This is a genomic window from Streptomyces sp. NPDC002276, assembly GCF_053891435.1.
The window spans coordinates 1-25592 of record NZ_JBSFCQ010000039.1; the positions used below are offsets into that span (position 1 = coordinate 1).

A 25592-nucleotide genomic window follows, 5' to 3' on the forward strand; every position below is an offset into this window, starting at 1 on the left:
GCCGATGTCGCCGAGCGCATCGAGTCGGTGCTCGCCCCGCACGGTCTGAAGACGGTGCTGTGCCCGTGTCCCGGGTGGGAGGAACCGCCCCTGCTTCACGCCCAGTTGACGGACGGACTCACTCCTCGGAGGAATCCTCGTCGTCGGCCTCGATGTCGGGCCCGGCTTCAGGCTCCGTGTCCGGCTTCGCGGGCCGCGTCGGCTTCGCACGGCCGCCGGGACCGCCGGGGTTGTCCCGGAGATACGACGCGCTGTCGCTGCCGTCAGCCGTGGCATGCCCACCCGGCGGCGGACTGCCGCCGCCGTCCCGCCTCCGCAGATAGCGCTCGAATTCGCGGGCGATCGCCTCGCCCGACGCCTCCGGCAGCTCCGCGGTGTCGCGGGCCTCCTCCAGCGTCTGCACGTACTCGGCCACCTCGCTGTCCTCGGCGGCCAGTTGATCCACGCCGACCTGCCAGGCGCGCGCGTCCTCGGGCAGTTCGCCCAGCGGGATGCGCACGTCGATCAGGTCCTCCAGGCGGTTCAGCAGCGCCAGGGTGGCCTTCGGGTTGGGCGGCTGCGACACGTAGTGCGGCACCGCCGCCCACAGCGACACGGCCGGGACGCCCGCGTGCGTGCACGCCTCCTGGAGGATGCCGACGATCCCGGTGGGACCCTCGTACTTGGTCTCCTCCAGGTCCATCCGCCGCGCCAGGTCCGCGTCGGACGTGGTCCCGCTGATCGGCACCGGACGTGTGTGCGGGGTGTCACCGAGCAGCGCGCCCAGGATCACCACCAGCTCCACGCCCAGCTCGTGCGCGAAGCCCAGCAGCTCGTTGCAGAACGAGCGCCAGCGCATCGACGGTTCGATACCTCGGACGAGTACGAGATCGCGCGGCTTCTCACCGCCGACCCGGACCACCGAGAGGCGGGTCGTGGGCCAAGTGATCTTTCGCACACCGGAATCCATCCACACCGTGGGCCGGTTCACCTGGAAGTCGTAGTAGTCCTCGGCGTCCAGCGCCGCGAACACCTCGCCCTTCCACTCCCTGTCCAGATGCGCGACCGCGGTGGAGGCGGCGTCGCCGGCGTCGTTCCAGCCCTCGAACGCGGCCACCATCACTGGGTCGATCAGCTCGGGAACCCCCTCCAGCTCGATCACCCAGCGCCTCCTTCCGATCTGCCCTCGCGTACGCCCCAACCTTACGGCGTCCGACGGGGGCGCCCGCAGCCCCCTTGCACGGGGGAGTGACCCCATGCCTGCCCCGTCCGAGCCGGTCGAACACACAAGATCGCCACCCGGTGCGGACCTGGACCGGCCGGTCACTCCTCCGATGGATCAGCGGACCCACCCACTCGTTCACAGGGTCGAACGCAGCCACTGCTCCACGCTCGCGATGTGCACCGTCGCCCACGACCGCGCCGCCTCCGCGTCCCGGTCGCGCAGCGCGCCCAGGATCGCCCGGTGCTCGTGCAGAGTGCGGCTGACCGCGTCCTCCTGGGTCAGCCCGCGCCAGATCCTGGCCCGCGTGGTGGGGCCCGACAGACCGTCGAGGAGCGAGCAGAGCACCGAGTTGCCGGAACTCTGCACGATGCCCCGGTGGAACTCCAGGTCGCAGGCGACCAGTTCCTCCACCGAGGGGGCACCGCCCAGCGCGTCCAACTGAAGCGTGAGCGCGTCGAGTTGCTGTTCGCTGATCCGCAGCGCCGCCATCCCCGTGGCCGCGGGCTCCAGAATCCGCCGTACGGCCAGGAATTCGAGGACCGTGTCGTCGCGGTGGAAGTCCACGACGAAACTCAGCGCCTCCAGCAGGAGTTGGGGATCCAGACTCGTGACGTACGTGCCGTCGCCCTGCCGCACGTCCAGGATGCGGATCAGCGACAGCGCGCGCACGGCCTCCCGCAGGGAGTTGCGGGACAGGCCGAGTTCGGCGGCGAGTTCGCTCTCCTTTGGCAGCCGGTCCCCGGGACGCAGCGCGCCCGAGACGATCATTCCCTTGATTTTCTCGATCGCCTCGTCGGTCACTGCCATGACCGGCCTCCCTGTTGCTCAGACATCCGATGTATCAGGCACATTATGCGGGTTCAGCGGGCTGAACGGGAGGGAAATCCACAGCTCAGGCAAGTGATTCGAGCTCCGCGATCACGGCTTCCTCGTCCAGCGTGCCCAGTGTCCGGTTCCGCATCAGCACCCGGCCGTCCACCACCGTGTCCCGCACGTCCGCCGAGTGCGCAGCGTAGGCGAGCGTCGACCACGGGTCGTGCAGCGGCCGCAGATGCGGAGCGCCCAGGTCGAGCACGATCAGGTCGGCCCGCTTGCCGACCTCCAGGGACCCCAGGTGCTCCCCGAGCCCCAGCGCCCGCGCGCCCTCGATCGTCGCCATCCGTACGGCCTGCTCGGCCCCGACCGCCGTCGGATCGCCGCCCGCCTTGTGCACCAACGCCGCCTGTCGTACGGCGCCCAGCAGGTCCAGTGTGTTGGAGCTGACGGCCCCGTCCGTGCCGAGCCCGACGGTGACACCCGCGCTGAGCAACCGCGGCACCGGCGCGATCCCGCAGCCCAACTTCAGGTTCGACACCGGACAGTGGGCCACCGACGTGCCCGTGCGGGCCAGCGCCGCGATCTCCGGGCCGGTCAGGTCCACGGCGTGCGCGAGCAGCAGATCGGGACCGAGCAGCCCGAGCGAGTCGAGCAACTCCACAGGCCGCTTGCCGTACTTGACCTCGACGGTGGCGACCTCGGTCGCGTTCTCCGCCGCGTGGATGTGCAGCAGCGCCCCGAACTCCCGCGCCAGGGCGGCGATTTCGACCAGCTGGTCGGGGGAGAGGGTGTAGGTCGAGTGCGCGAACAGGACCGGCCGCCGACCGGGTTGTGCCGCACCCCGCGCCGCCAAGTCCCTTCGCGCCCAGTCGAGTCGGTCCTCGTACGGCATACCGTCCGGCGGCTCCGGCACGTCCATGAAGGTCGGCCCGGAGTGCAGCCGCCAGCCCGCCTCACGGGCCGCCTGCTCGGCCGCCTCGTGGAACCAGTACATGTCGAGCGCCGAGGTCACCCCCGCCCGCACGCTCTCCGCCACCGCGAGCCGCACCGCCGCCGCCACGTTCTTCGGCGCCAGCAGCTCGGCCTCCCACCTCAACACCCGCTCCAGGAAGCCCTGGAGAGTCACGTCGTCGGCACGACCGCGCAGCAGGGTCATCGCGAGGTGGGTGTGCGTGTTGATGAGCCCGGGCAGGACGAGACAGCCCTCGGCGTCGATCGACTCCGCGGCCGTGAACCGTGCCTTCAACTCCTCGGCGGGTCCTACGGCGACGATCTCACCCTCGTGGACGGCAACTGCCCCGTCCCGTACGACAGTTCCGGCCTCGTCGACGGTCAGGACGTCCCCGCCGTGCACCAACAGGTCGATGCTCATGCCTCGTTCCCCTCCGCCAGCAGTCGCAGCGCCTCCAGCGAGACCACCGCACCGCGCTCGACACCGGCCGCGACGACGTCCCGGTGCGGGTCGTACCCACCAGTCGCGTCCGCGTCGACGAGTTCATCGGCGTTGGCACCGTCGATGACCAGCACCCCACCCGCCACCAGCCCCCGCAGCGAGGCCGTCACCAGCAGAGCCGACAGCTCCATCTCGATCGCCGCGAGCCCGGCGCCGTCGTAGGAGAAGAGGGGAATGAGACCGGGCTGGAAGGCCGCCCGGGTCCACACGATGCCCCGGTGGTGCGGGGCGCCGGTCTCGCGGGCCGCGCGCTGGAGGGCGAGGACCGCCTCGGGGGCGGCGACCGCAGGGTACTCCGGCGGGAGCAACTGCTGCGTGACACCGTCGTCGCGTACGGCCGCCTCCGCGATGACGAGGTCGCCGTCGCCGATGCCGGGCCTCATCGCGCCCGCCGTGCCGAAGCGCAGGAAGGTGCGGACCCCCGCGTCCGCCAGCTCCTGGAACAGCAGGATCGCGCCGGGACCGCCCACCCCGTGCGAGGCGACGGTGACCGGCAGACCCTTCCAACTCCCGCTGAACACACGGTATTCGCGGTGGTACGACACCTCCTCGGCACCGTCGAGCAGCGCGGCGACGGCGGCGGCACGCGCCGGGTCGCCGACGACGACTGCGTGCGCCGGTAGACCGGTCCGCGGAACTCGGGTGATGGGCAACAGATCCTGCGTCATGTGGTGGCTCCGGAAGGGGAGTTGACGGTACGGCGACGGCGGCGGGCCGTCGAGAGGAAGAGGGCGACGAGCGTCACGACGTACGGCGCGGCATCGGTGGCCTGTTGGGGCAGGCCGACGCCCTGGAGGCGGAAGCCCGCGGCCTCGGCGAGACCGAAGAGCAGCGCGGCGAGCAGTACGCCGACGGGTGCCGCACGGCCGAGCATCACCGCGACGACGGCGATCCAGCCCCGGCCGGCCGTCATGTTCTCGGAGAACAACGTGACGTTCCCGAGGGCGAGTTGGGCCCCCGCGAGTCCGCAGAGGACCCCGGAGATCAGCACCGCCGCGTACTTGTACTTCGCCGGGCTCACCCCCAGCGTCGCCGCCGCGTCCGGTGCCTCGCCGACCCCGCGCAGCCGCAGCCCCCACACATGCCGGGACAGCATCACCGCGGCCACCGCGACCGCGACGAACGCCAGATACGCGAGCGGGGTGAACCCACCGATCAACGGCAGCCCGGCGAGTGACGGATCGTCGAAAGTGCCCTGCACACCGAAGACCGTACGCAACAGGAAGCTGGTCAGGCCAACCGCCAGGAGATTCATGGCGATTCCGAGCACGACCGCGTCCCCGCGCAGAGTCACCGCGCCGACGGCGAGGATGAGGGAGTAGGCGGCCGCCGCGAGCGCCGCCGCGAGGACGCCGAGCCAGGCACTGCCCGTGAACCAGCTCGTGGCCACCGACGTGAAACAGCCCATCAGCATCATGCCTTCGAGGCCGATGTTGAAGACCCCCGCCCGCTCGCACAGGGCACCGCCCAGCGCGGCCAGCAGGATCGGGGTCAGCGCGCGCAGCGCCGACATCAGCAGATCGGAGTCGAAGAACATCACGCGGCCCCGCTTTCCTGAGTACGCCTGCTGAACCACTTGGTGGGGAAGCGGAGTCGGGCCGCGAGGAACACGATCACGATGGCCTGGAGCACCTGGGTCAGTTCGCGCGGCACCTCCGTCGTCCGCTCCATCGCCAGGCCGCCGACCGCGAGGACGGCGAAGAAGAAGGAGGCGACGACCGTGCCGAGCGGCGCCGCGGCGGCGAGCAGGGCCGCCGTAAGTCCCGTCCAGGTGTAGCCGGGTGCGGTGAGCGAGCCGTCGACGAAGCGGTACGGGAAGCTCAACACCCCTATGGCGCCCACGAGTCCGGCCAGCGCGCCCGAGACGGACATCAACTTGAGGGTCAGGCCCCGGCGTTCGACGCCCGCGTAGGCGGCGAAACGGGAGTTGAGGCCGGTCATGCGGATCTCGTAGCCGAAGGCCGTGCGCTTGTCGGTGAACCAGTACCTGGCCGCCGCGAGGACGACGAGGAGCAGGCCCACTGTCACCGTCGAGTCGCCGAACGCGGGCAGCGCCACACCGTCCGGCATCGCGCGGGTCTGGGGGAGGCTGGAGCCGGGTTCCTTGAGCGGGTAGCGCGCCAGGTAGGAGGCGAGCGAGACCGCCGGGTAGCTCAGCAGCAGGCTGCTGACCAGGAGCGGGACGCCGAGGCTGTTCTCGCACAGGGCGGCGAGCGCGGCGTACGCGGCGCCCGCGGCCATGCCCGCGAGCAGCGCCAGTACGACGGTCAGGGGCGCCGGCAGCGGGGAGTAGAGGCCGGTCACGGCCGCCGTGATGCCGCCGAGGACCATCTGCCCGTCGCCGCCGAGGTTGATCAGCCCGGCGCGCAGCGGGATCGCCAGCGCGAGGGCCATGCCGAGCACACTGGTGCCGGTGCTCAGCGTGGAGCCGATGCCGTCGGCGCCGAGCGAGCCGGTGAGGACCGCGCTGTAGGCGCTGAGCGGGTCCGCGCCGGTGCCGACCAGGAACAGCGCGCCGATGACCAGGCCCGCGAGCACGGAGAAGGTGATGGGGGAGCGCAGCGCTCCGGATATCCGGGTGAGTGTCATGTCAGTCGACAGCCTTCGTCGGCGCCACGGCCCCGCCCGCCATGGCGAGCCCGAGCGCCCGTTCGTCGGCCTCGTCCTTCGTGTACGTCGCTGTGACCCGGCCCTCGTACATGACCAGGACCCGGTCCGCGAGGCCCCGGATCTCGCTCAGTTCGGCGGAGACGAGGAGGACGGCGTGACCGGCGTCGCGGTAGGCGACGATCTGGTCGTGGATGTTCTGGATGGCGCCGATGTCGACCCCGCGCGTGGGCTGCTCGACGAGCAACAGCGGTGCCTCATGGGCGAGTTCGCGGCCGATCAGCAACTTCTGGAGATTGCCGCCGGACAGCGCGGAGGCGGGCACCTCGGGGGTGGCCGCCTTGATGCCGAAGCGCTCGATGAGCCGTCCGGCGTGGGCGCGTACGGACGCGGGCGGCAGAAGTCCCTTTGTGGAGAGGGACGTTCGGTGGTGGCCCATCGCGAGGTTGTCCGCGACGGTGGCCGCCGGTGCCGTACCGACCGCGTGCCGGTCCTCCGGGACGTAGGCGAGGCCTTGCGCGCGGCGCTCGGTGGCCGAGGCGTGGGTGATGTCCCGCCCCTTGAGACGCACCTGTCCGGAGGCGACCGGCCGTAGTCCGGCCAGTGCCTCGATCAGCTCGCTCTGGCCGTTGCCCGCGACGCCCGCGATCCCGACGATCTCCCCGGCGTGGACGGCGAGTCCCACATCGTGGACGGCGTCGGTGGTGAGGTCTCTCACGTCCAGGACCACGTCACCGGGTGTCCCGGGTGCGTGCACGCGGTCCAGTTCGACCGCGCGCCCGGTCATCGCGGCGGCGATCTCGTCGGCGGAGGTGTCGGCGGTGACCAGGCGGGCGATCACCCGGCCGTCCCGCAGCACGGTCACGTTGTCGCTGCCTTCGAGGACCTCGCGCAGCTTGTGCGTGACAAGGATCACCGTACGACCCTGCGCGGCCAGCGACTTGAGGACCGCGAACAGGGCGTCCGCCTCGGCGGGCGTCAGTACGGCGGTCGGCTCGTCGAGGATGAGGGTGCGGGCGCCTCGGTGCAGCAGCTTCAGGATCTCCACGCGCTGGCGCAGGCCGACCGGCAGCTCCCCGACCCTGGCGTCCGGGTCGACGGAGAGGCCGTGCTCCTCGGCCAGTTCACGCACCCGGCGGCGGGCGGCGGCCCGGTCCACCAGGCCGAAGCGGCGCGGCTCGGCGGCGTAGACGACGTTCTCGGCGACCGTCAGCGAGTCGAACAGCTTGAAGCTCTGGTGGACCATGCCGAGCCCGGCGGCCATCGCGGCGCTCGGGTCGCCGAAGGTCACCTCGCGCCCGTCGATCCTGATCGACCCGGCGTCGGCGCGCTCCATGCCGTAGAGGATCGACATGAGGGTGGACTTGCCGGCGCCGTTCTCGCCCATCAGGGCGTGGATCTCGCCGCGTCCGACGGTCAGGTCGACGGAGTCGTTGGCGAGCGTGCCGGGGAACCGCTTGGTGATTCCCCGGAGCTCGACCGCTGGGTCAACTGGCGGCGGGGTCATCGACCTTCAGCTTTCCGGACACGATCTGGTCGCGCAGCGCCTTCACCTTCGCGAGGACGTCCTTGTGCTGGGCGATCACGCACTTCGACGAGTCGACGCCCGCTTCGAGGCCGGTGAGGCTGATGCCGCCCTCCTTCAGGCCGTACGACACCGAGGTGCCCGTCTTGCCCGCGAGGACCTGCTCGACGCCCTTCTCCACGGCGACGTCCGTCTTCTTGATCACGTTGTCGACGACCGTGCCGGGGGAGGAGACGCACTGGTTGACGTCGACGCCGTACGCGAATGCGCCCTTGGCCTTCGCGGCCTCGAACACGCCGTAGTTGCCCGCCGCGGCGGCCGCCATGATCTGGTCGGTGCCCTTGGAGAGCAGGGAGTTGGCCTGCTCCTTGGCGCGCGCCGAGTCGTCGAACGGGGACTGGCCGCCGACGAAGCGCGTCGACGCGGACGTCTTCGCGGCGACCTTCTTGGCACCGGCCGCGAACGGGTCGCTGTAGCGCCGGAATTGGGGCGTGTCGAGCACGTCCACCGCGCCGACCTTGCCGCTCTTGCTGAGCAACCCGGCCTCGGCGCCCGCGAGATAGACACCCTCGTGCTCACGGAAGACCGCGCAGGTGACGTTCGCGAAGGTCTTCGTCGTGCACGCGTCGATCATCAGGAACTGCTGCTTGGGGTGCGCCTTGGCCTGCTGCGCCACGATGTCGGCGAACTCGAAGCCGACCAGCACGATCACGTTCGGGCTCGCGTCCACCGCGGCCTGCACGTTCTGCTGCTGGGACGCGGTGTCCGTCGACTCGTAGACCTTCTCGGTCCCGTCGTGCGTCTTCGCGGCGGCCTTCACACCGGTGACGGCGAGCTTCAGGAACTCGTTCTGGCCGACCGCGTCCGGCGTGACCAGCGTGAACGACTTCCCGCTGCCGCCGCTCGCGCTGTCCGAGGCGTCGGTCTTCGCGGCGGCGTTGCAGGCGGTGGCGGCGGTGACCATGAGCGTGGTCGCGGCGACGAGCTGAAGGGTGCGACGTGATCTGTGGAGCATGGGGACCTTCCGGGGTACGGCAAGGCGCGCTCCGGCGGGAGCGCGTGCGACCAGATGGTGAGACGGGGAGACGAGGGGTGGACGCGAGAGGGAGCAGGTCAGCGTCGACAGCAGTCGCTCGCGCAGCGGCCGTGATCGAGGAAACGGCGCATGGTGAGCAGCACACGTCCTCCTTCGTCTCGGCCTTCGGGCTGCGGGTGCTGGACTTTAACATTCGTTTTGAGACACCTGCTCGACTGTCTCGAACTGTGGTTCTTCGAGGTCATGTACGGTGTCCGACACCATCGGAACAGCAGGAGTGTCCCGTTATGCCCCAGGAATTGCGTGCGGTCGACTGGACCGGCAGCGGCCTCGCGCTAATCGATCAGACCCTGCTCCCGCACCGCCACGAGACGGTGACTGTCCACGATGTGGACACGCTGGTCGACGCGATCCAGCGCCTCGTGGTGCGCGGCGCCCCCGCGATCGGGGCGGCCGGCGCCTTCGGTGTCGCCCTCGCGATCATCGAGGGCGAGCGCGAGGGCTGGACCGAGGCCGAGGTGCGTGCGGCGGTCGCCCGCGTCCGCGAGGCCCGGCCCACCGCGGTCAACCTGATGGTGTGTGTGGACCGGGTCATGTCCCGCTTCGACGAGGGCCTCGACGCGGTCCTCGAAGAAGCCGCCGCCGTCCAGCGCGAGGACGTCGCGGCCAACCGTGCGATGGGCGCGTTCGGTGCGGACTGGCTGGTCCAACGCGTGGGCGTGGAGCGGCCGTTGAGGCTTCTGACGCACTGCAACACCGGCGCGCTGGCGACCGCCGGCTGGGGCACCGCGCTCGGCGTCATCCGCGAACTGCACGCACGTGGGCTGGTGGAGGTCGTCTACGCCGACGAGACCCGCCCCCTCCTCCAGGGATCGCGCCTGACCGCCTGGGAGTTGGTCCAGGAAGGCATCCCGCACTACGTCCAGGCCGACGGCGCCGCGGCCGGAACCATCCTGCGCGGCGAGGTCGACGCGGCCATCGTCGGCGCGGACCGCATCGCGGCCAACGGCGACACCGCGAACAAGGTCGGCACGGTCGGCGTGGCCCTGGCCTGCGCGGACGCCGGCATCCCGTTCCTGGTGGCGGCCCCGACCACGACGGTCGACCTGGCAACCAAGACCGGCGCCGAGATCCACATCGAACTCCGGGGGCAGGACGAGGTGTTGGAGTGGGCGGGGGTCCGGACGGCTCCGGCCGAGTCGCGCGGCCACAACCCCGCGTTCGACGTGACGCCGGGCCGCCTGGTGACCGGACTGGTCACGGAGCGGGGTGTGTTGGAGGTGTCGGCCGGTGAACTCCCCCGAGACCGGCTGGACTTGGGAGGTTCGCTGTGAGTTCGTCCGGGCTCCGCTGAGTTCCCGGGCCCGCGGTCAGGAGATTCTCCCTCGTCTCGTCCGGCCGGTTCTGTCATTCTGCGTGCCATGTCCGCACGCAATCGAAGACTGCCCAGGCACCGTGCCTGGCCACTGACCACCACCGACATCGACGAGTGTCTCGGCCCCTTCATGACCCGAGTCACGGACCTGGGGTTCCTCACCGGACAGGACAGCGGGACCATCGTTCTGGGCGCGGAGTGGATAGCTCCGATCACCCGCAAGTACGGCCGCGGCGTGCACCCGGACATGGTCGGCTTCCGCATAGACGTGCACCCGGTCGATGCCGTCGAACGTGCCGCCACCCGCGCCGTTCTGCGGGCGCATGCCCTTCCGCAACTCCACGAATGGGTCGCGCGGGCGATCGACGCCGACGAGACCTGGCAGCTGACCCCTCATCGGCACTACTGGCGGCTCACCGACGGCCATCTCACCCACCGCGACGAATCGTGAACCCGGTCCGGACGACAGGGCACCCGACCCTCAGCCCGTGAGGGTGGTGAGCCAGCCGGTCAGCAGGCGGTTGACCTCCTCGGGGCGTTCCTGCTGGATCCAGTGGCCGCAGTCGTCCAGCAGGTGAGAGGCGGCCAGGCCGGGGAGGGTGGCCGGGAAGGCGGCGATCGCGTCGGACATCCAGGTGGTGGAGGCGTCCGAGGCACCGCCGATGAACAGGGACGGCTGCTTGATCGGGGCTCCGCGGAGGGGAGCGAGATCCTCCCAGTCGCGATCCATACTGCGGTAGCGGTTGAGGGCGCCGGTCAGGCCGGTGCGCTCGAACTCCCCGGCGTAGACGTCGAGTTCGTCCTCGGTCAGCCAGGCGGGGAGGACACCGGCGGGGAAGCGGTCGCGCAGCAGGCCGCCGCGGGCGACGAAGTGCGGGTCGGGCTCGCCCGGGGCGGGCATCGTGTCGGCGGACAGGGCCGCGTAGAAGCCGGCGAGCCAGCCCCGGACATCAGGTTCGATCTCCGCCTCGGCGCGGCCGGGCTCCTGGAAGTAGGAGACGTAGAACTCCTGCTCGGGGCCGCCGATCCGGCCGAGGACCTCGGTGGGGCGGGGCCCGCCGGGCGGTGCGTAGGGGACGCTCAGCAGGCCGACCGCGCGGAACACCCCGGGGTGGAGCAGGGCGGAGGTGGCGGCGATGGTGGAGCCCCAGTCGTGACCGACGACCACCGCGTCCTCCTCGTCGAGGGCGCGCACGACGGCGACGTTGTCCGCCACCAGGTCCAGCATCCGGTACGCGTCGGTCGCCGCGGGCCTGGACGAGCGGCCGTAGCCGCGCACGTCGATCGCCACCGCCCGGTAGCCTGCCGCGGCGAGGGCCGGGAGCTGCCGGCGCCACGAGTACCAGGACTCGGGGAAGCCGTGCACGAGCAGGACCAGTGGGCCGGTGCCTTGCTCGACCAGGTGCAGGCGCCCGGCCGGGCCCTCGACGGTGCGGTGGCGGAGCGCGTCGGACGGCTCGGACTGCATGGGGGCTCTCCTCGGTTCGCCGGCGGTCGCGGGTACCCGTCGATCATGCGGCGTGACGACCGCCCGACGCGATGAGCGTTGCCAATCTGGCAAACTCGCAGGACACCGCAGCGGAGGACCGAGTTCGGGAGGCGCAGGGGCGATGACAGGCGACGGCGTGGCCACGACGCTGGCGGCGATGGGCCCCCGGCTGCGGGCCGCACGCGAGCGTCGCGGCGCCACACTCACCGAGGTCGGCCGCACGACCGGCCTCTCGCCGAGCACGCTGTCGCGGATCGAGACCGGCCGGCGCAAGCCCACCCTGGAGGTGCTGCTGCAACTGGCGAAGGAGTACGGCGTCTCCCTGGACGAACTGGCCGGCACCGCGCCCGCCCCCGCGGCCGAGCGCCGCACCTCGGTGCCGCTGAGCTTCGGCGACGACAAGGCGGTCCTGCCGCTGACCCGCTACGTCGGCGGACTGCACGCCCACAAGCACGTCCTGCCCGCCGTCGAGGAACCGCCGACGCGCCCGCGGCAGGTCTCGCACGACGGCTACGAGTGGCTGTGCGTCCTGTACGGGCGGCTGTGGCTCGCGCTCGGCGACCAGGACCTCGTCCTGACCGCCGGGGACGTGGCCGAGTTCGACACCCGCACCCCGCACGGCGTCGCGAACGCCGGTTCCGGCGGGCCGGTCGAGTACCTCATCATGTTCGGGCCACAGGGAGAGCGCCTGCGACCACGCACGTCCCCGGCGCCGGTCAGCGCTGGGTGAGCTCCAACTCCAGCAGCCACTCCACGACTTCGGTGTGATGCCGTGCCTGACGCGGGTCGGCACCCCACACATACAGCCCGTGCCCGGCCACCACCACCGCCGGCATCCGAGGATCCCGGGCCGCCTCCAGGCGGTCGCCCAGCACCTTCATGTCCTGGCTGTTGGCGATGACCGGCAAGGTCACCTCGACATCGTGCGCGGGCTGGCCGACGCCCTTGAGCATCTCGACGTCCTTGAACACGATCCCGCCCGGCTCACGCCGGCCCATCGCGACGGACGCCACGGTGTGCACGTGGACGACGGCACCGGCACCGGTCAACGCGGCGACACGGGCGTGGAGTTCGGCCTCGGCGGACGGCTTGCCGCCGCGCACGGCCGCACCGTTCCCGTCCACCAACACCACGTCCGCGGGCGTCAGTTCACCCTTGTCGTGCCCGCTGGCCGTCACCGCCAGCCGCAGCGGGTCCCGGCCCAGCACCACGGACAGGTTCCCGGAGGTCCCCCGCATCCAGCCGAACGAGGCGAACCGGGCTGACTCGGCGGCGAGTTGGGCCCCCGCCCCCTTCAGGTCGAGGTCACTGATCTCGCTGGTCACGTGGTGCTCCTTGAACTGGTGATGCCGATCTCGTCGAACGCCCCCGCCTGCGCGTGGTCGCCGACGCCTTGCTCGAAGTACGGCTCTCCCGGCCGCCGTACACCCACGGCGTGCCAGCCCGCGGCCACGGCCGCGTCCAGCTCGCCGGGCCGGTCGGAGAGGAAGAGCAGCCGGGACGGCTCGACGCCGGTCGCCGCCGCGATACGGCGGTACGACTCCGGCTCCTGCTTGGGACCGGCGTTCTCCGTGTCGTAGAGACCGGAGACGAGGGGGAGGAGGTCGCCCTCCGGGCTCGATGTGAACCACGCGCGCTGCGCGGCCACCGAGCCGGACGAGTAGACGTAGAGCCCAAGTCCCGCCGTGTGCCAGGTGCGCAGGGCCGGTACGACGTCGTCGTAGAAGTGCGAGACGAGGTCGCCGCGGGCGAAGCCCTCGGACCAGATGATGCCCTGGAGGGTCTTGAGGGGCGTGGCCTTGCGGTCCTCGTCCAGCCAGGAGTTGAGGGTCTTCTCGATCTGTACGGCGTCGGCGTCCGGGGTGTCCGTCAGCTCGCGGACCTGCGCGATCGCGCGGGACACGGCGGGGTCGTCGGCCCGCTCGGCGAGCAGCGCGGCGAACCGCGAGCGCGAGTACGGGTAGAGGACGTCGACGACGAAACCCGTGGCGCTCGTGGTGCCCTCGATGTCGAGCACCACGGCGTCCACGGTGTACCGCAAACTCACGCGGCGGCCTTGTCCTGCTGGTAGCCCGCGTCGATCGTGTCGTAGTCGGGGAAGCGCGAGGCGATGGTCGAGCCGGTGAAGTTGCCGACCCAGCCGTCCTCCTCGTGGAAGAAGCGGATCGCGGTGAAGGCGGGCGTGGTGCCCATGTCGAACCAGTGGGTGGTGCCGCGCGGCACGCCCAGCAGGTCGCCCTTCTCGCAGTAGACGGCGTGGACTTCGCCGTTGACGTGCAGGTAGAAGATGCCGGAGCCGGAGACGAAGAAGCGGACCTCGTCATCGTCGTCGTGCGTGTGCTCCTGGAGGAACTTCGCGCGGGCGCCGGCCGCCTTCGCCGGGTACTCCGGGTCGTCGCTGGGGTGCAGACCGAGGACGTCGACGGTGGTGAAGCCCTCCTCCGCGTTCAGCTTGTCGATCTCCGGGCCGTAGGCGGCGAAGACGGTGTCGCTGTCCGCGTCGGCCGGGACGTCCTCACGGATCGGCCACTGCTCGTAGCGCACGCCGAGGGGCGCGAGCGCGGCGGCGATCTCGACGGGGTCGGCGGTGCGGCGCACGAGGTTCTCGGGACCGGACTCGGGCCACGTGGTGAGCAGGGTCATGGGAACAACTCCGAAAAAGTGGGCGTGATGTCCGGATACCGAGACAGACACCGGACCGGTGGGGGGCGGAAAGCGGCTACTGGGCGGCCCGTTGTACTGCGTCGGGACCGGTTATGTGATGGTAACCGCCACCGGTGAACAGGCCTGATGTGACGTAGTCGTTGTCTCACCAGCTGAGAAACCGCTTCCATCCCTTTGACCAATGGCTGAAAACATTCTCATGATCTCCCTATGAAGACGCTGCTGCTCGTGCGGCGGCTGTACGTGGACTTGCTCCGGTCGACCACAGCCAGCTGTCGCTGACCACATCCGGAGCCCCGCGAGCCTTTCGCGCCGCGGTCCACCACCCGTTCCGCGGTGGCTGATTCCTTTTCCCACGCTCCGGGACACGCACGCCCGTCCTTCACCCCTTCTGCACCACCTTGCACCTGGAGCCCCTCATGTCCCGCACCCGTGTCCCCCTCGCCGCGCTCTCGCTGGCCTCCGCCTCGGCCCTCCTCCTCGCGGGCTGCTCCCAGTCGAGCGACGCGTCGAAGAACACCGCCGACACCGCCGCCTCGGCCTCGGCCGCCACGGGCAAGAAGCCGGCCCCCTTCAGCAAGGGCACGGTCAAGGTCGCCCTCGTACGGCAGAGCGGCGCCGGCGACTACTTCGAGCAGTGGGGCAACGGCGCCAAGGCGCAGGCCAAGGCCCTCGGCATCGACCTGACCGTGTACGACGCCCAGGCCGACAACGCCAAGCAGGCCACCGACCTGTCCTCCGCCATCAACTCCGGCGCGCAGGCGATCATCATCGACCACGGCTTCCCGTCGACGATCCAGCCCGAGATCGACCAGGCGGTGAAGAAGGGCATCAAGGTCGTCGTCTACGACGTCGACCAGACCAACAAGTCCGTGATCAGCACCGAGCAGGACGACGCCAGCATGGCGCAGGCCGTCCTCGACGTGATGGCCAAGACCGTCGGCAAGAACGCCAAGGTCGGCTACGTCAACGTCGCCGGCTACGCGGCCCTCGACAAGCGCAACACCGTCTGGGCGAAGGAGGTCGCCGCCCAGGGCTGGAAGCAGCAGTTCAAGGTCGGCAAGGTCACCGACTCCACGGCCACCGACAACGTTCCCCTGGTCTCCGCCGCGCTGACCCAGCACTCCGACGTGGTGGGCGTGTTCGCCCCCTACGACGAGCTGGCCAAGGGCACGGTCCTCGCCGTCCAGAACAAGAAGCTCCAGAGCAAGGTGAAGGTCTTCGGCGCGGACGTCTCCAACGCCGACATCCAGAACATGACCGCCGCGAACAGCCCGTGGGTCGCCACCGCCGGCACCGACCCGTCCGCCGTCGGCGCGGCCGTGGTCCGTACGGCGGCACTGGAGTTGGCCGGTCAGCTGAACAAGACCTCCGTCGACTTCCCGGCCGTCGCCATCACCCAGGACTTCCTGCGCGAGAACAAGATCGAGAACATGGACCAGCTGCGCGCGGCCCTGCCCGCCCTGAACCTCTCCAAGGTGAGCACCGCCGACTGGATCCCCAATGTCGCCCACTGAGACTTCTGCTGTCAGTCTCCGTGACGTCAGCATGGCCTTCGGCGGCAAGACGGTGCTGGCCTCCGTCTCGCTCGACATCGCACCGGGCAGCGTGGTCGCGCTGCTCGGCGCGAACGGCGCCGGAAAGTCCACGCTGATCAAGATCCTGTCGGGCGTGCACACGGACCACGGCGGGGAGGTGCGGGTCGCAGGGGAGTCCGCAGCTCTCCAGTCCCCGTCGGCCGCCCGGCAGTTGGGCATCCAGACGGTCCATCAGCGGATCGGCGAGGGCATCGTGCCCGGCCTCTCCGTCGCCGAGAACCTGGTCTTCGAGGAGCTGGCCCAGCGGCGCGGCAACCCGTTCCTCAACGGCCGCCGCGTCCTGGCCCGCGCCCGCGAGATCCAGGCCGCGCTGGAACTCGACTGGAGCGACGCCGTGTTGCGCCGCGACGTCACCGAACTCGGCATCTCCGACCGCCAGTTGCTCATCCTGGCCCGCGCCCTCGCCACCCGCCCCCGACTGCTCATCCTCGACGAACCGACCTCCGCCCTCTCCGCCGCCGAGGCGCAGCGGCTCTTCGCCCTCGTCGAGAAGATGCGCGACGACGGCATCGCGGTCCTCTACGTCTCCCACCGCCTCGGCGAGATCGACGCCCTCGCCGACCGCCTGGTCGTCCTGCGGGACGGCCGTCTCACCGAGGACCAGGTCAAGCCCTTCGACTGGGACAGCGCCCTGCGCGCGATGCTCGCCCAGGCCCACGAGGTGACGACGGCCCGCCCGCAGCACTCCGGCGAGCACGGGGACGCCGTCCTCGCCCTGCACGGCGTCCACCTCTTCGAGGGACGCGCACCCCTGGACCTCGACCTCCGCGCCGGTGAAGTCACCGGCGTCGTAGGCCTGTTGGGCGCGGGCAAGACGGAACTCGCCCGCGGCCTGTTCGGCGCCGAGCCCTTCACCACCGGCACGGTCACGCTCGACGGCAAGCCCTACGCGCCCCGCCGCCCGGCCGACGCGATCCGCGCCGGCGTCCACCTCGTCCCCGAGGACCGGCACGCCGACGCGCTCGTCCCCGGCTGGTCGCTGGCGCAGAACATCTCGCTGCCGTTCCTCAAGTCCCTGTCCCGGGGCGGACTCGTGAACACGGGCAAGGAGGACGCCCTCGGCCGCGAGACCATCGACGCCCTCGGTGTCGTCGCCCGCGACGAGCACAGCACGGTGGAGGAACTCTCCGGCGGCAACCAGCAGAAGGTCGTCGTCGGCCGCTGGCTCGCGCACACCCCTCGTGTCCTCATCCTGGACGAGCCGTTCCGAGGCGTGGACATCGGCGCGCGGCGCGACATCGGCCGCCGGGCGCGTGCGCTGGCCGCGGAAGGCGCGGCCGTGCTCGTCCTCTCCGCCGACGTGGACGAGGTCCTTGAGATCGCCGACCGGGTCGTGGTCCTCGCGGCCGGGGAGGTCCACCTCGACGCCTACGGCGAAGACGCGGAACGCGACCGCGTGATCCAGACCATCTCGGCGTCCGTGTGATGCCGGCCCCTTCAGGAAGCACCCGATGACCACCACCGAGAGCTCCGAGGCCGCGCCGAAGGCCCTGGCCTCGCCCGCCGTCTCCACCGCCGTGCTCGTGCAGAACGCCGTCATCAAGTACGGCTTCATCTTCGTCACGGTCGCGCTGTTCCTGTACTTCGCGCTGACCGAGGGCTCCTTCCGCGAATCGGCGACCCTCCTCGACACCCTCCGGTACGTCTCCGTCGCCGCGATCCTCGGGCTCGGCGTCACCCTCACCATGGCCGTCGGCGGAATGGACATGTCCGTCGGCGCGGTCGCCGGGCTCGGCGTCACCGTCGCCGCGAAGACGATGGTGACGTACAACCAGGTCGGCACGGTCGCGATCCTCGCCGTGATCGCGGCGGGCGCGCTGGCCGGTCTGCTCAACGCCCTGCTGATCGTCGTCATGAAGATCCCGGACATGCTCGCCACCCTCGGCACCATGTTCGTCATCCAGGGCACCAAACTCATCCTGGTCGACGGCCAGTCCATCTCCGCCGGCATGACCCAGTCCGACGGCACCACCGCCCCCGGCAAGTTCACCGCCGGCTTCCTCCGCATCGACCGCGGCACGCTGTTCGGCATCCCCATCTCGGTGGTGATCTTCGGCGCGCTGACGGTGATCGCCTGGGTGTTCCTGGCCCGCACCCGCTGGGGCCGCGTGCTCTACGCGATCGGCGCCAACCCGGAGGCGTCCCGCCTGGCGGGCATCCGCGTCGGCGCGTACCGGGCCCTGGCCTACGTCCTCTCCGGCGTCCTCGCCTCCATCGGCGGCCTGATCCTTGCCTCCCGCATCGGCCAGGGAGACGTGAGCGCGGGCACGTCGCAGCTGCTGGAGGCGGTCGCCGTAGCCCTGGTCGGCACCTCGGTGCTGGGCCGGGGCCGCCCGAACGTCTGGGGCACGGCCTTGGGAGCCGTCCTCATCGGCATCATCACCACCGGCCTGACCATCAAGGGCCTGCCCTACTACACCCAGGACGTCGTCGAGGGCGCGGTCCTCATCCTCGCCCTCGTCTTCAGCTTCACCCTGTCCAAGCGCCGCACCGCATAAGGAAGTTCGAGGAGTTCGTACGATGGGCTACCGCATCCTGGAGACCGACGACATCCCGGCGTACCTGCACGAGCGCGGCCACTGGGCGGACGTGACCGACATCCAGGTCCGCGAGGTGTCGGACGGCAACATGAACCGGGTGTTCCTCGCGTCGAACGCCGACGGCAGCCACAGCCTCGCCGTCAAGCAGGCGCTGCCGTGGGTGCGGGTCGCCGGGCCCTCCTGGCCGATGAGCCCCGAGCGCGCCGACGCGGAGGCGCGGGCGTACGAGCAGGTGGCCCGCGTGGCCCCCGACAAGATCCCGTCGATCCACGGCTACGACGCCGACAACTACGCGCTCGTCATGGAGGACATGTCCGACCTGGAGGTCCTGCGCACGGTCCTCAACGAGGGCGCGTCCTACGGCCCGGACACCTCGGCGCGGATCGGCGAGTTCGTCGCGCAACTCGCCTTCGCGACCAGTGACTTCGGGATGGAGTCCGCCGAGCGCAAGGCGTTGATCGCGGCCTCGGTGAGCCCGGAGCTGTGCAAGATCACGGAAGACGTGGTGCTGTCCGAGCCGTACATCGAGCACGAACACAACCACTGGCTACCGGAGTTGATGGACCTGGCCGCCGAGTTCCGTGCCGACGGCCGCCTGCGCACGGAGGTCGCGGACCTCCGGTACACCTTCATGACCAGCGCGCAGGCACTCCTCCACGGCGACCTGCACACCGGCAGCGTGATGGTCGGCGAGCGCGAAGGCGCCCCGGTGGTACGGGTCTTCGATCCCGAGTTCTCCTTCGTAGGGCCGATCGGCTACGACCTCGGCCTCTACTGGGCCAACGTGCTGGTGTCGGAGGAACGAGCGCGTGAGCTGGGCACGTTGTCCGACCACGGCGACCAACTCCGGCTGTCCTGGGAGGCGTTCGAGACCGAGTTCCGCCGACTGTGGCCGACCCGCGTCGACACGTTCTTCGACGACGCCTTCCTCGACCGCTTCCTGCGGCGCGTATGGACCGACTCCGTCGGCTACGCCGGCACGGAGATCGTCCGCCGCATCATCGGCTTCGCCCACCTGACGGACCTGACGACGCTGCCGGATCCGGTACCGGCGTCGCGCAGGGCACTGTTGCTAGGGCGTGAACTCGTCGTCCGCCGGGCCGAGTTGAGCAACGTGGACGATGTAAGGGCCTTGGGGTCGCCCACCTAGGGGCGCGGGGAACTGCGCGACCAGCCCCCACTCACCCGCACCCGACACACAACCCATCACGACACGTCAAAGGGGCGGCTCCTCCACCAAGGAACCGCCCCTTCACCGTCGTACCGCCTACTTCTTGTCGAGCAGATCCTGCACCTTCGCCCGCACCTCGTCCGTAGCGAGCCCACGGATCGTCAACGTCGTACGGCGCCGCAGAACGTCGTCCTGCGTCTCCGCCCACTCGTGATCGCGGGCGTACACGACCTGCGCCCAGATCTCCGGCGCGTCCGGGTGTACCCGCTGGCCCAACTCCGGGTTCTCGTTGGCGAGTCGGGCGATGTCGAAGGCCAGCGAACCGTAATGCGTGGCCAGGTGCTTCGCCGTGTCGGCCGCCATGCGCGGGCCCGGCGCCGGGTTGTCGACCAGGAGACGGTGGGCGACCGCGCGCGGGTTGGCGACACCCGGCAGCGGGAGCTTCTTCGGGAGGGAGGAGATCGGCTCGAAGTCCTCGCCGAGCGGGCGGCCGGGGAGAGCCTCCAGCTTCTGCATGACCGTACGGCCGATGTGCCGGAAGGTGGTCCACTTGCCGCCCGCGACGGACAGCATGCCGCCCTTGCCCTCGGTCACCACCGTCTCGCGCTTGGCCTTCGCGGTGCTGCCGGGACCGCCGGGCAGCACGCGGAGACCGGCGAAGGAGTATGTGATCAGGTCGCGGGAAAGCTGCTGGTCGCGGACCGAGAACGCGGCCTCGTCCAGGATCTGGGATATGTCCTTCTCGGTGACCGAGACGTCCGCCGGGTCGCCCTCGTACTCCTCGTCGGTCGTGCCGAGCAGCAGCATGTCCTCCCAGGGGAGGGCGAAGGTGATGCGGTACTTGTCGATGGGGGTGGCGAGAGCGGCCTTCCACGGGGACGTGCGCTTCAGGACCAGGTGCGCGCCCTTGGAGAGGCGGATGGAGGGGGCCGCGTTCGGGTCCTCCATCTTGCGCAGGTGGTCGACCCACGGGCCGGTCGCGTTGAGCACCAGACGGGCGCTCACGCCGAACTCGTCGCCGGAGGTCGCGTCGCGCAGCTCCGCGCCGGTCACCCGGCCCTGGGTGAAGCGCAGGCCGGTGACCTGGGCGTGGTTGAGGACGACCGCGCCCGCCTCGACGGCCGCGCGGACCGTCATCAGCGCCATGCGGGCGTCGTTCATCTGGTCGTCGCCGTACACGGCGACGGCCTTGAGGTTCTGGGTGCGCAGCTCGGGCACGTCCTGCGCCGCCTTGGCGGGGGACAGGAGGTGGCCGACGCCGTCGCCGAACGCGGAGAGCGCGGAGTAGGCGAAGACGCCCGCCCCGAGCTTCGCCGCGCCGTGCGGACCGCCCTTGTACACGGGCAGGTAGAAGGTGAGCGGGTTCGCCAGGTGGGGGGCCACCTGGCGGGAGACCGCACGGCGTTCGAAGTGGTTCTCCGCCACCAGCTTCACCGCGCCGGTCTGCAAGTAGCGCAGACCGCCGTGGAGGAGCTTGGAGGAGGCGGAGGAGGTGGCGCCGGCGAAGTCGCCGGCGTCGACCAGGGCCACCCGCAGCCCGGACTGCGCGGCGTGCCAGGCGGTGGAGATGCCCAGGATGCCGCCGCCGATGACGAGGAGGTCGTACGTCGCCTTGGAGAGCTGCTCCCGGGTCTCGGCCCGGCTCGGGTTCGAGCCGGAGGCCGGGTGCGTACCGAGGGCAGGCACGGACTGCAGGGTGGACTGACTGGTCATGTGGGGTTCTTACTCCTCGTCGTCGAGCCAGCCCATGGTCCGCTCCACGGCCTTGAGCCAGCTCTTGTACTCACGGTCGCGCTTCTCCGCGGCCATGTTGGGGGTCCACTCGGCGGCCCGGCGCCAGTTGGCGCGCAGGTCGTCGGTGTTGGTCCAGAAGCCGACGGCCAGACCGGCGGCGTAGGCGGCGCCGAGGCAGGTGGTCTCGGCGACCATCGGGCGCACCACGGGGGCGTCGACGAAGTCCGAGAGCGTCTGCATCAGCAGGTTGTTGGAGGTCATGCCGCCGTCGACCTTGAGCGCGGCCAGCTCGACGCCGGAGTCCTTCGTCATGGCGTCCGTGATCTCACGGGTCTGCCAGGCGGTGGCCTCCAGGACGGCGCGCGCTAGGTGCGCCTTGGTGACGTACCGGGTGAGACCGGCGATCACACCGCGGGCGTCGGAGCGCCAGTACGGGGCGAACAGACCGGAGAAGGCCGGCACGAAGTAGGCGCCGCCGTTGTCCTCGACCGAGAGCGCGAGGGTCTCGATCTCGGCGGCGGTGGAGATCAGGCCCATCTGGTCGCGCATCCACTGCACCAGCGAACCGGTGACGGCGATCGAGCCCTCCAGGGCGTAGACCGGCGCGTCGTCGCCGATCCGGTAGCCGACCGTGGTCAGCAGGCCCGAGTAGGAGTTGATGATCTTCTCGCCGGTGTTCATCAGCATGAAGGTGCCGGTGCCGTACGTGGACTTGGCCTCGCCCTCGGCGAAACAGGTCTGGCCGAACAGGGCCGCCTGCTGGTCGCCGAGCGCGGAGGCGACCGGGATGCCGCCGAGCAGCTCGCCGAGGCGCCCGCCGGTGACCTCGCCGTAGACCTCGGCGGAGGAGCGGATCTCGGGGAGCATGTTCAGCGGGACGCCGATGGACTCGGCGATCTTGTCGTCCCACGCCAGGGTGTGCAGGTTCATCAGCATGGTGCGGGAGGCGTTGGTGACGTCGGTGTAGTGCTTGCCGCCGTTGACACCGCCCGTCAGGTTCCAGATGACCCAGGTGTCCATGGTGCCGAACAGGATGTCGCCGGCCTCGGCGCGCTCGCGCAGGCCCTCGACGTTGTCGAGCAGCCAGCGGGCCTTGGGTCCGGCGAAGTACGACGCGAGCGGCAGGCCGGTCTCGCGGCGGAAGCGGTCCTGGCCGACGTTGCGGCCCAGCTCCTTGCAGAGCGCGTCGGTGCGGGTGTCCTGCCAGACGATGGCGTTGTGGACGGGCTCACCGGTGTTCTTGTCCCACAGCAGCGTGGTCTCGCGCTGGTTGGTGATGCCGATGGCCTTGATGTCGTCGCGGGTGATGCCGGCCTTCTCGATGGCGGAGGCGACGACCTCCTGGACGTTGGTCCAGATCTCGGTGGCGTTGTGCTCGACCCAGCCCGGCTTCGGGAAGATCTGCTCGTGCTCCTTCTGGTCGACGGAGACGATACGGCCGTCCCGGTCGAAGACGATGCAACGGCTGGAGGTCGTGCCCTGGTCGATGGCCGCGATGAACGGTCCGGCGGTGTGCGCGTCGGTCACTGTGTGCTCCTGAGGGGTTCCGTGGTCATGAGGACTGGTTCTACGGCTGCTTCAGTGCTTGGAAGTGCTTGGAATTCTGCTTCTAAGCAAAAGCGAGGTTGTAGATACCCGCAGCGATCGCGCCGCCGATCAGCGGACCGACCACCGGGATCCACGCGTAGCTCCAGTCGGAGCCGCCCTTGTTGGGCAGGGGCAGGAGCGCGTGCACGATGCGCGGGCCCAGGTCACGGGCCGGGTTGATCGCGTAACCGGTCGGGCCGCCGAGCGACAGACCGATGGCGACGACCACGAACGAGGTGATCAGGGCGCCCAGGACACCGAGGCCGTTGCCCTTGTCGTTCAGACCCTGCGTCAGGATGGCGAGGATCAGGACGATCGTGCCGATGATCTCCGTGGCGAGGTTCTGCACCACGTTGCGGATCTCGGGGCCGGTGGAGAAGATGCCCAGGACCGGGCCCGCGCCCTTCTCCTCGGCCTCGACGGCCTTGGCCGTCGGCTCGCCGACGATCTCCTTGTCGGTCAGGTGCGCCTGGAATTGGCCGTAGTAGGCCACCCAGACGAGCGTCGCGCCGATCATGGCGCCGAGCAGCTGGCCCGCCCAGTAGATCGGGACGTTGTCCCAGCCACCGTCCTTGATCGCGAGTGCGAGCGTCACGGCCGGGTTGAGGTGGGCACCGGAGAGCGGTGCCGAGATGTACACGGCCGTCATGACGGCGAAACCCCACCCGAAGGCGATGGCGAGCCAGCCGGCGTTACGGGCCTTGGAGGCCTTCAGCGTGACGGCGGCGCAGACGCCACCGCCCAGCAGGATGAGTACGGCGGTACCTATGGTCTCGCCGATGAAGATGTCGGAGCTGGACACCCGCGACTCCTTTGTCCTTCGTCCAGGGAAGCCGAACCCCGGGTCCCGCCGGGGATTCGTGCGCCCTCGGGGGTGAGAGCGATACCGGCCTTTGGCGTTGCCACACTCTAGCGCGTATTGCCGTTAGGTGTTCGGCAATGCCGACCGATGGACGGGAGTCTTGCTCTGGGGTTACAGGCGCGTCAAGAGTGCTGTTATCGAAAACACGATCGTTATTGATCGCTGTGAGCTATCGATCCCGCGACCGATGCGGACGGCGTTCGGGTGGACACCGTGTGTGGCGATTTGGCGTTTTGGCCGACTTTGTCGTTCAGGGTACGACTAAGACCGGAACATCCCCCAGGATGTTCCGGTCTTTTTGCTGTGAATCCGGCTGTGGATCCGCCGAGGTCAGAACCGCCCGGCGCCCAGGTCCCGCGACACCGCGCGGGCACAGTCCCGTACCGCGGCGATCAGCTCGGGCCGCAGCGCGCCGTCCTCGTCGGGCCGGCACAGCCGCTCCACGGCACCGGTGATGCCGACCGCGCCCACCGGCATGCGCCGCCGGTCGTGGATGGGCGCGGCGATGGACGCGACGCCCTCCCAGGTCTCCTCGACGTCGGCCGCGTACCCGCGCGCGCGGGTGACGTCCAGGACGTGCTCGAAGTCGGCCAGCTCGGACACCGTGCGCTCGGTGAAGGACTTGCGGTCGGCCTCCAGGACCTCGCTGTGCGCGACCGGGTCGTAGGCCGACAGCACCTTGCCCAGGGCCGTGGAGTGCAGCGGCTGCATGGCGCCGATCTCCAGGACCTGTCGGCTGTCGTCGGGCCGGAACACGTGGTGCACGATCAGGACGCCCTGCTGGTGCAGGACCCCCAGGTGCACGCTCTCGCCGCTGGAGCGGGCCAGGTCGTCCGTCCACACCAGGGCACGCGCGCGTAGCTCGTGCACGTCGAGGTACGTGGTGCCCAGGCGCAGCAGTTCCGCGCCCAACTGGTAGCGCCCGGAGGCGTCGTCCTGCTCGACGAAGCCCTCCTGCTGGAGGGTGCGCAGGATGCCGTGGGCCGTGCCCTTGGCCAGGCCGAGCGACGAGGCGATGTCCGAGAGGCCGAGCCGTCGCTCGCCGCCCGCGAGCAGGCGCAGCATCGCGGCCGCCCGTTCGAGCGACTGGATGTTCCGTGCCATCGCCGTACTGCCTCCGTCCCGTTCGACCGCCGACGCGCGACGCTGCCGCCGCCGTTCGGCAATGTCGAACACTACCGGTCCATGCCGACCTCCCGCCAATGGTCGGTCGACACCTGTTACGTCACTCGTCGCGAGAACCTAGACGGGGTTGATCCGCCCGTCACCCCGGTCCGCCCCATGGACGTCCGAGCATTCTCCTGCCCGACCCCGTTACCCTGGCGGCGTGCAAGCTCCCCGGGCACTTCCGTGAGAGGTTCCCAGGGAAGCCGCAAAGCCGACAGCCGTCGCACTCCAGGGAGCCCCTTCATGGCCTCGTCGCCACTGACCCCTTCTGCCGACAGCCGGACCCGTGTGTCCGAGCTCCGAGAGGCGCTGGCCACCCGTGTGGTGGTCGCCGATGGAGCGATGGGCACCATGCTCCAGGCGCAGGAGCCCACGCTTGAGGACTTCGAGGATCTCGAAGGCTGCAACGAGATCCTCAACGTCACCCGCCCGGACATCGTCCGCTCGGTCCACGAGGAGTACTTCCGGGCGGGTGTCGACTGCGTGGAGACGAACACGTTCGGCGCGAACCATTCGGCGATGGCCGAGTACGACATCGCCGACCGGGTCCATGAGCTCTCCGTGGCGGGTGCCCGTATCGCCCGGGAGACCGCTGATGCCTTCGCCGCGCGTGACGGGCGCCGGCGCTGGGTCCTGGGTTCCATCGGCCCGGGCACCAAGCTGCCGACTCTGGGCCACATCGGTTACGCGACCCTGCGTGACGGTTTCCAGGCGAACGCCGAGGGCCTGCTGGCCGGTGGCGCCGACGCGCTGATCGTGGAGAC

Annotated in this window: 24 protein-coding genes; 8 read left to right on the plus strand and 16 right to left on the minus strand. The window is 70.3% G+C overall.

Going from position 1 to position 25592, the window contains the following annotated elements; translation table 11 throughout:
• Positions 1-118 precede the first annotated feature (118 nt).
• The 8 genes from ACWIHT_RS46160 to ACWIHT_RS46195 all read right to left on the minus strand — a co-directional run bounded on the left by ACWIHT_RS46160 (position 119) and on the right by ACWIHT_RS46195 (position 8620).
• Positions 119-1141 (minus strand): PAC2 family protein, encoded by a 1023-nt coding sequence (locus ACWIHT_RS46160; protein WP_456174652.1) that lies wholly within the window; start codon positions 1139-1141, stop codon positions 119-121.
• 198 nt (positions 1142-1339) lie between these two features.
• Positions 1340-2011 carry a FadR/GntR family transcriptional regulator gene (locus ACWIHT_RS46165; protein ID WP_019066078.1) on the minus strand — a complete coding sequence of 224 codons (672 nt, stop codon included), beginning with the start codon at positions 2009-2011 and terminating at the stop codon, positions 1340-1342.
• An 85-nt stretch (positions 2012-2096) separates the two neighbouring features.
• The gene (locus ACWIHT_RS46170; RefSeq protein WP_456174653.1) at positions 2097-3392 is read right to left on the minus strand and encodes an amidohydrolase; all 1296 of its coding nucleotides are present in this window, start codon (positions 3390-3392) and stop codon (positions 2097-2099) included.
• On the minus strand, positions 3389-4141 hold the full coding sequence (locus ACWIHT_RS46175; protein WP_456174654.1) for a nucleoside phosphorylase: 753 nt from the start codon (positions 4139-4141) through the stop codon (positions 3389-3391). The genes ACWIHT_RS46170 and ACWIHT_RS46175 overlap by 4 nt, the downstream gene beginning before the upstream one ends.
• Entirely contained in the window at positions 4138-5010 is an 873-nt protein-coding gene (locus tag ACWIHT_RS46180) for an ABC transporter permease (protein ID WP_329246487.1), read from the minus strand. Before ACWIHT_RS46180 ends, ACWIHT_RS46175 begins: the two co-directional genes overlap by 4 nt.
• Positions 5010-6062 carry an ABC transporter permease gene (locus ACWIHT_RS46185; RefSeq protein WP_456174655.1) on the minus strand — a complete coding sequence of 351 codons (1053 nt, stop codon included), beginning with the start codon at positions 6060-6062 and terminating at the stop codon, positions 5010-5012. Before ACWIHT_RS46185 ends, ACWIHT_RS46180 begins: the two co-directional genes overlap by 1 nt.
• 1 nt (position 6063) lies before the next feature.
• Complete coding sequence (locus tag ACWIHT_RS46190; RefSeq protein WP_456174656.1) at positions 6064-7587, minus strand: ABC transporter ATP-binding protein; 1524 nt, start codon at positions 7585-7587, stop codon at positions 6064-6066.
• Positions 7568-8620 (minus strand): BMP family ABC transporter substrate-binding protein, encoded by a 1053-nt coding sequence (locus ACWIHT_RS46195; protein ID WP_456174657.1) that lies wholly within the window; start codon positions 8618-8620, stop codon positions 7568-7570. The genes ACWIHT_RS46190 and ACWIHT_RS46195 overlap by 20 nt, the downstream gene beginning before the upstream one ends.
• 308 nt (positions 8621-8928) lie before the next feature.
• Between ACWIHT_RS46195 and mtnA the strand changes: the two genes are divergently transcribed.
• Together mtnA and ACWIHT_RS46205 are read left to right on the plus strand one after the other, a co-directional pair.
• Positions 8929-9975 (plus strand): S-methyl-5-thioribose-1-phosphate isomerase, encoded by a 1047-nt coding sequence (mtnA, locus tag ACWIHT_RS46200; protein WP_456174658.1) that lies wholly within the window; start codon positions 8929-8931, stop codon positions 9973-9975.
• 87 nt (positions 9976-10062) lie between these two features.
• Positions 10063-10467 carry a hypothetical protein gene (locus ACWIHT_RS46205; protein WP_456174659.1) on the plus strand — a complete coding sequence of 135 codons (405 nt, stop codon included), beginning with the start codon at positions 10063-10065 and terminating at the stop codon, positions 10465-10467.
• 30 nt (positions 10468-10497) lie between these two features.
• Here the strand turns inward: ACWIHT_RS46205 and ACWIHT_RS46210 are convergent, their stop codons facing one another.
• Positions 10498-11484: an alpha/beta hydrolase gene (locus ACWIHT_RS46210; RefSeq protein WP_456174660.1), complete on the minus strand. Its 987-nt coding sequence runs from the start codon at positions 11482-11484 to the stop codon at positions 10498-10500.
• A 142-nt stretch (positions 11485-11626) separates the two neighbouring features.
• Between ACWIHT_RS46210 and ACWIHT_RS46215 the strand changes: the two genes are divergently transcribed.
• Positions 11627-12235: a helix-turn-helix domain-containing protein gene (locus ACWIHT_RS46215; protein ID WP_456174661.1), complete on the plus strand. Its 609-nt coding sequence runs from the start codon at positions 11627-11629 to the stop codon at positions 12233-12235.
• Here the strand turns inward: ACWIHT_RS46215 and mtnB are convergent.
• Genes mtnB through ACWIHT_RS46230 form a run of 3 tightly spaced genes read right to left on the minus strand, consistent with a single transcriptional unit; the run spans position 12222 to position 14148 of the window.
• On the minus strand, positions 12222-12830 hold the full coding sequence (gene mtnB, locus ACWIHT_RS46220) for a methylthioribulose 1-phosphate dehydratase (RefSeq protein ID WP_456174662.1): 609 nt from the start codon (positions 12828-12830) through the stop codon (positions 12222-12224). The genes ACWIHT_RS46215 and mtnB overlap by 14 nt on opposite strands.
• A complete protein-coding gene (gene mtnC, locus ACWIHT_RS46225; RefSeq protein ID WP_456174663.1) occupies positions 12827-13552 on the minus strand; it encodes an acireductone synthase in 726 nt (241 codons plus the stop codon). The genes mtnB and mtnC overlap by 4 nt, the downstream gene beginning before the upstream one ends.
• The gene (locus tag ACWIHT_RS46230) at positions 13549-14148 is read right to left on the minus strand and encodes a 1,2-dihydroxy-3-keto-5-methylthiopentene dioxygenase (protein ID WP_456174664.1); all 600 of its coding nucleotides are present in this window, start codon (positions 14146-14148) and stop codon (positions 13549-13551) included. Before ACWIHT_RS46230 ends, mtnC begins: the two co-directional genes overlap by 4 nt.
• 440 nt (positions 14149-14588) lie before the next feature.
• On the opposite strand from ACWIHT_RS46230, the gene ACWIHT_RS46235 reads away from it, so the two are divergent.
• Genes ACWIHT_RS46235 through mtnK form a run of 4 tightly spaced genes read left to right on the plus strand, consistent with a single transcriptional unit; the run spans position 14589 to position 19457 of the window.
• A complete protein-coding gene (locus ACWIHT_RS46235; RefSeq protein ID WP_456174665.1) occupies positions 14589-15686 on the plus strand; it encodes a substrate-binding domain-containing protein in 1098 nt (365 codons plus the stop codon).
• Positions 15673-17193, plus strand: a complete 1521-nt coding sequence (locus ACWIHT_RS46240; RefSeq protein WP_456174666.1) for a sugar ABC transporter ATP-binding protein — start codon at positions 15673-15675, stop codon at positions 17191-17193. Before ACWIHT_RS46235 ends, ACWIHT_RS46240 begins: the two co-directional genes overlap by 14 nt.
• A gap of 25 nt (positions 17194-17218) precedes the next feature.
• Positions 17219-18265 carry an ABC transporter permease gene (locus tag ACWIHT_RS46245; protein ID WP_456174667.1) on the plus strand — a complete coding sequence of 349 codons (1047 nt, stop codon included), beginning with the start codon at positions 17219-17221 and terminating at the stop codon, positions 18263-18265.
• A gap of 22 nt (positions 18266-18287) precedes the next feature.
• Entirely contained in the window at positions 18288-19457 is a 1170-nt protein-coding gene (mtnK, locus tag ACWIHT_RS46250; protein ID WP_456174668.1) for an S-methyl-5-thioribose kinase, read from the plus strand.
• 117 nt (positions 19458-19574) lie between these two features.
• Here mtnK and ACWIHT_RS46255 read toward each other — a convergent pair whose 3' ends face one another.
• From ACWIHT_RS46255 to ACWIHT_RS46270, 4 genes are all read right to left on the minus strand, one after another.
• Entirely contained in the window at positions 19575-21191 is a 1617-nt protein-coding gene (locus tag ACWIHT_RS46255) for a glycerol-3-phosphate dehydrogenase/oxidase (protein ID WP_317879871.1), read from the minus strand.
• 9 nt (positions 21192-21200) lie between these two features.
• Positions 21201-22739 carry a glycerol kinase GlpK gene (gene glpK / locus ACWIHT_RS46260; protein ID WP_456174669.1) on the minus strand — a complete coding sequence of 513 codons (1539 nt, stop codon included), beginning with the start codon at positions 22737-22739 and terminating at the stop codon, positions 21201-21203.
• An 82-nt stretch (positions 22740-22821) separates the two neighbouring features.
• On the minus strand, positions 22822-23601 hold the full coding sequence (locus tag ACWIHT_RS46265; protein ID WP_456174670.1) for an MIP/aquaporin family protein: 780 nt from the start codon (positions 23599-23601) through the stop codon (positions 22822-22824).
• Between the two features lie 390 nt (positions 23602-23991).
• Complete coding sequence (locus ACWIHT_RS46270) at positions 23992-24765, minus strand: IclR family transcriptional regulator (protein WP_456174671.1); 774 nt, start codon at positions 24763-24765, stop codon at positions 23992-23994.
• Between the two features lie 306 nt (positions 24766-25071).
• On the opposite strand from ACWIHT_RS46270, the gene ACWIHT_RS46275 reads away from it, so the two are divergent.
• On the plus strand, positions 25072-25592 hold a 521-nt coding region (locus ACWIHT_RS46275; protein ID WP_456174672.1), incomplete at its 3' end, for a homocysteine S-methyltransferase family protein.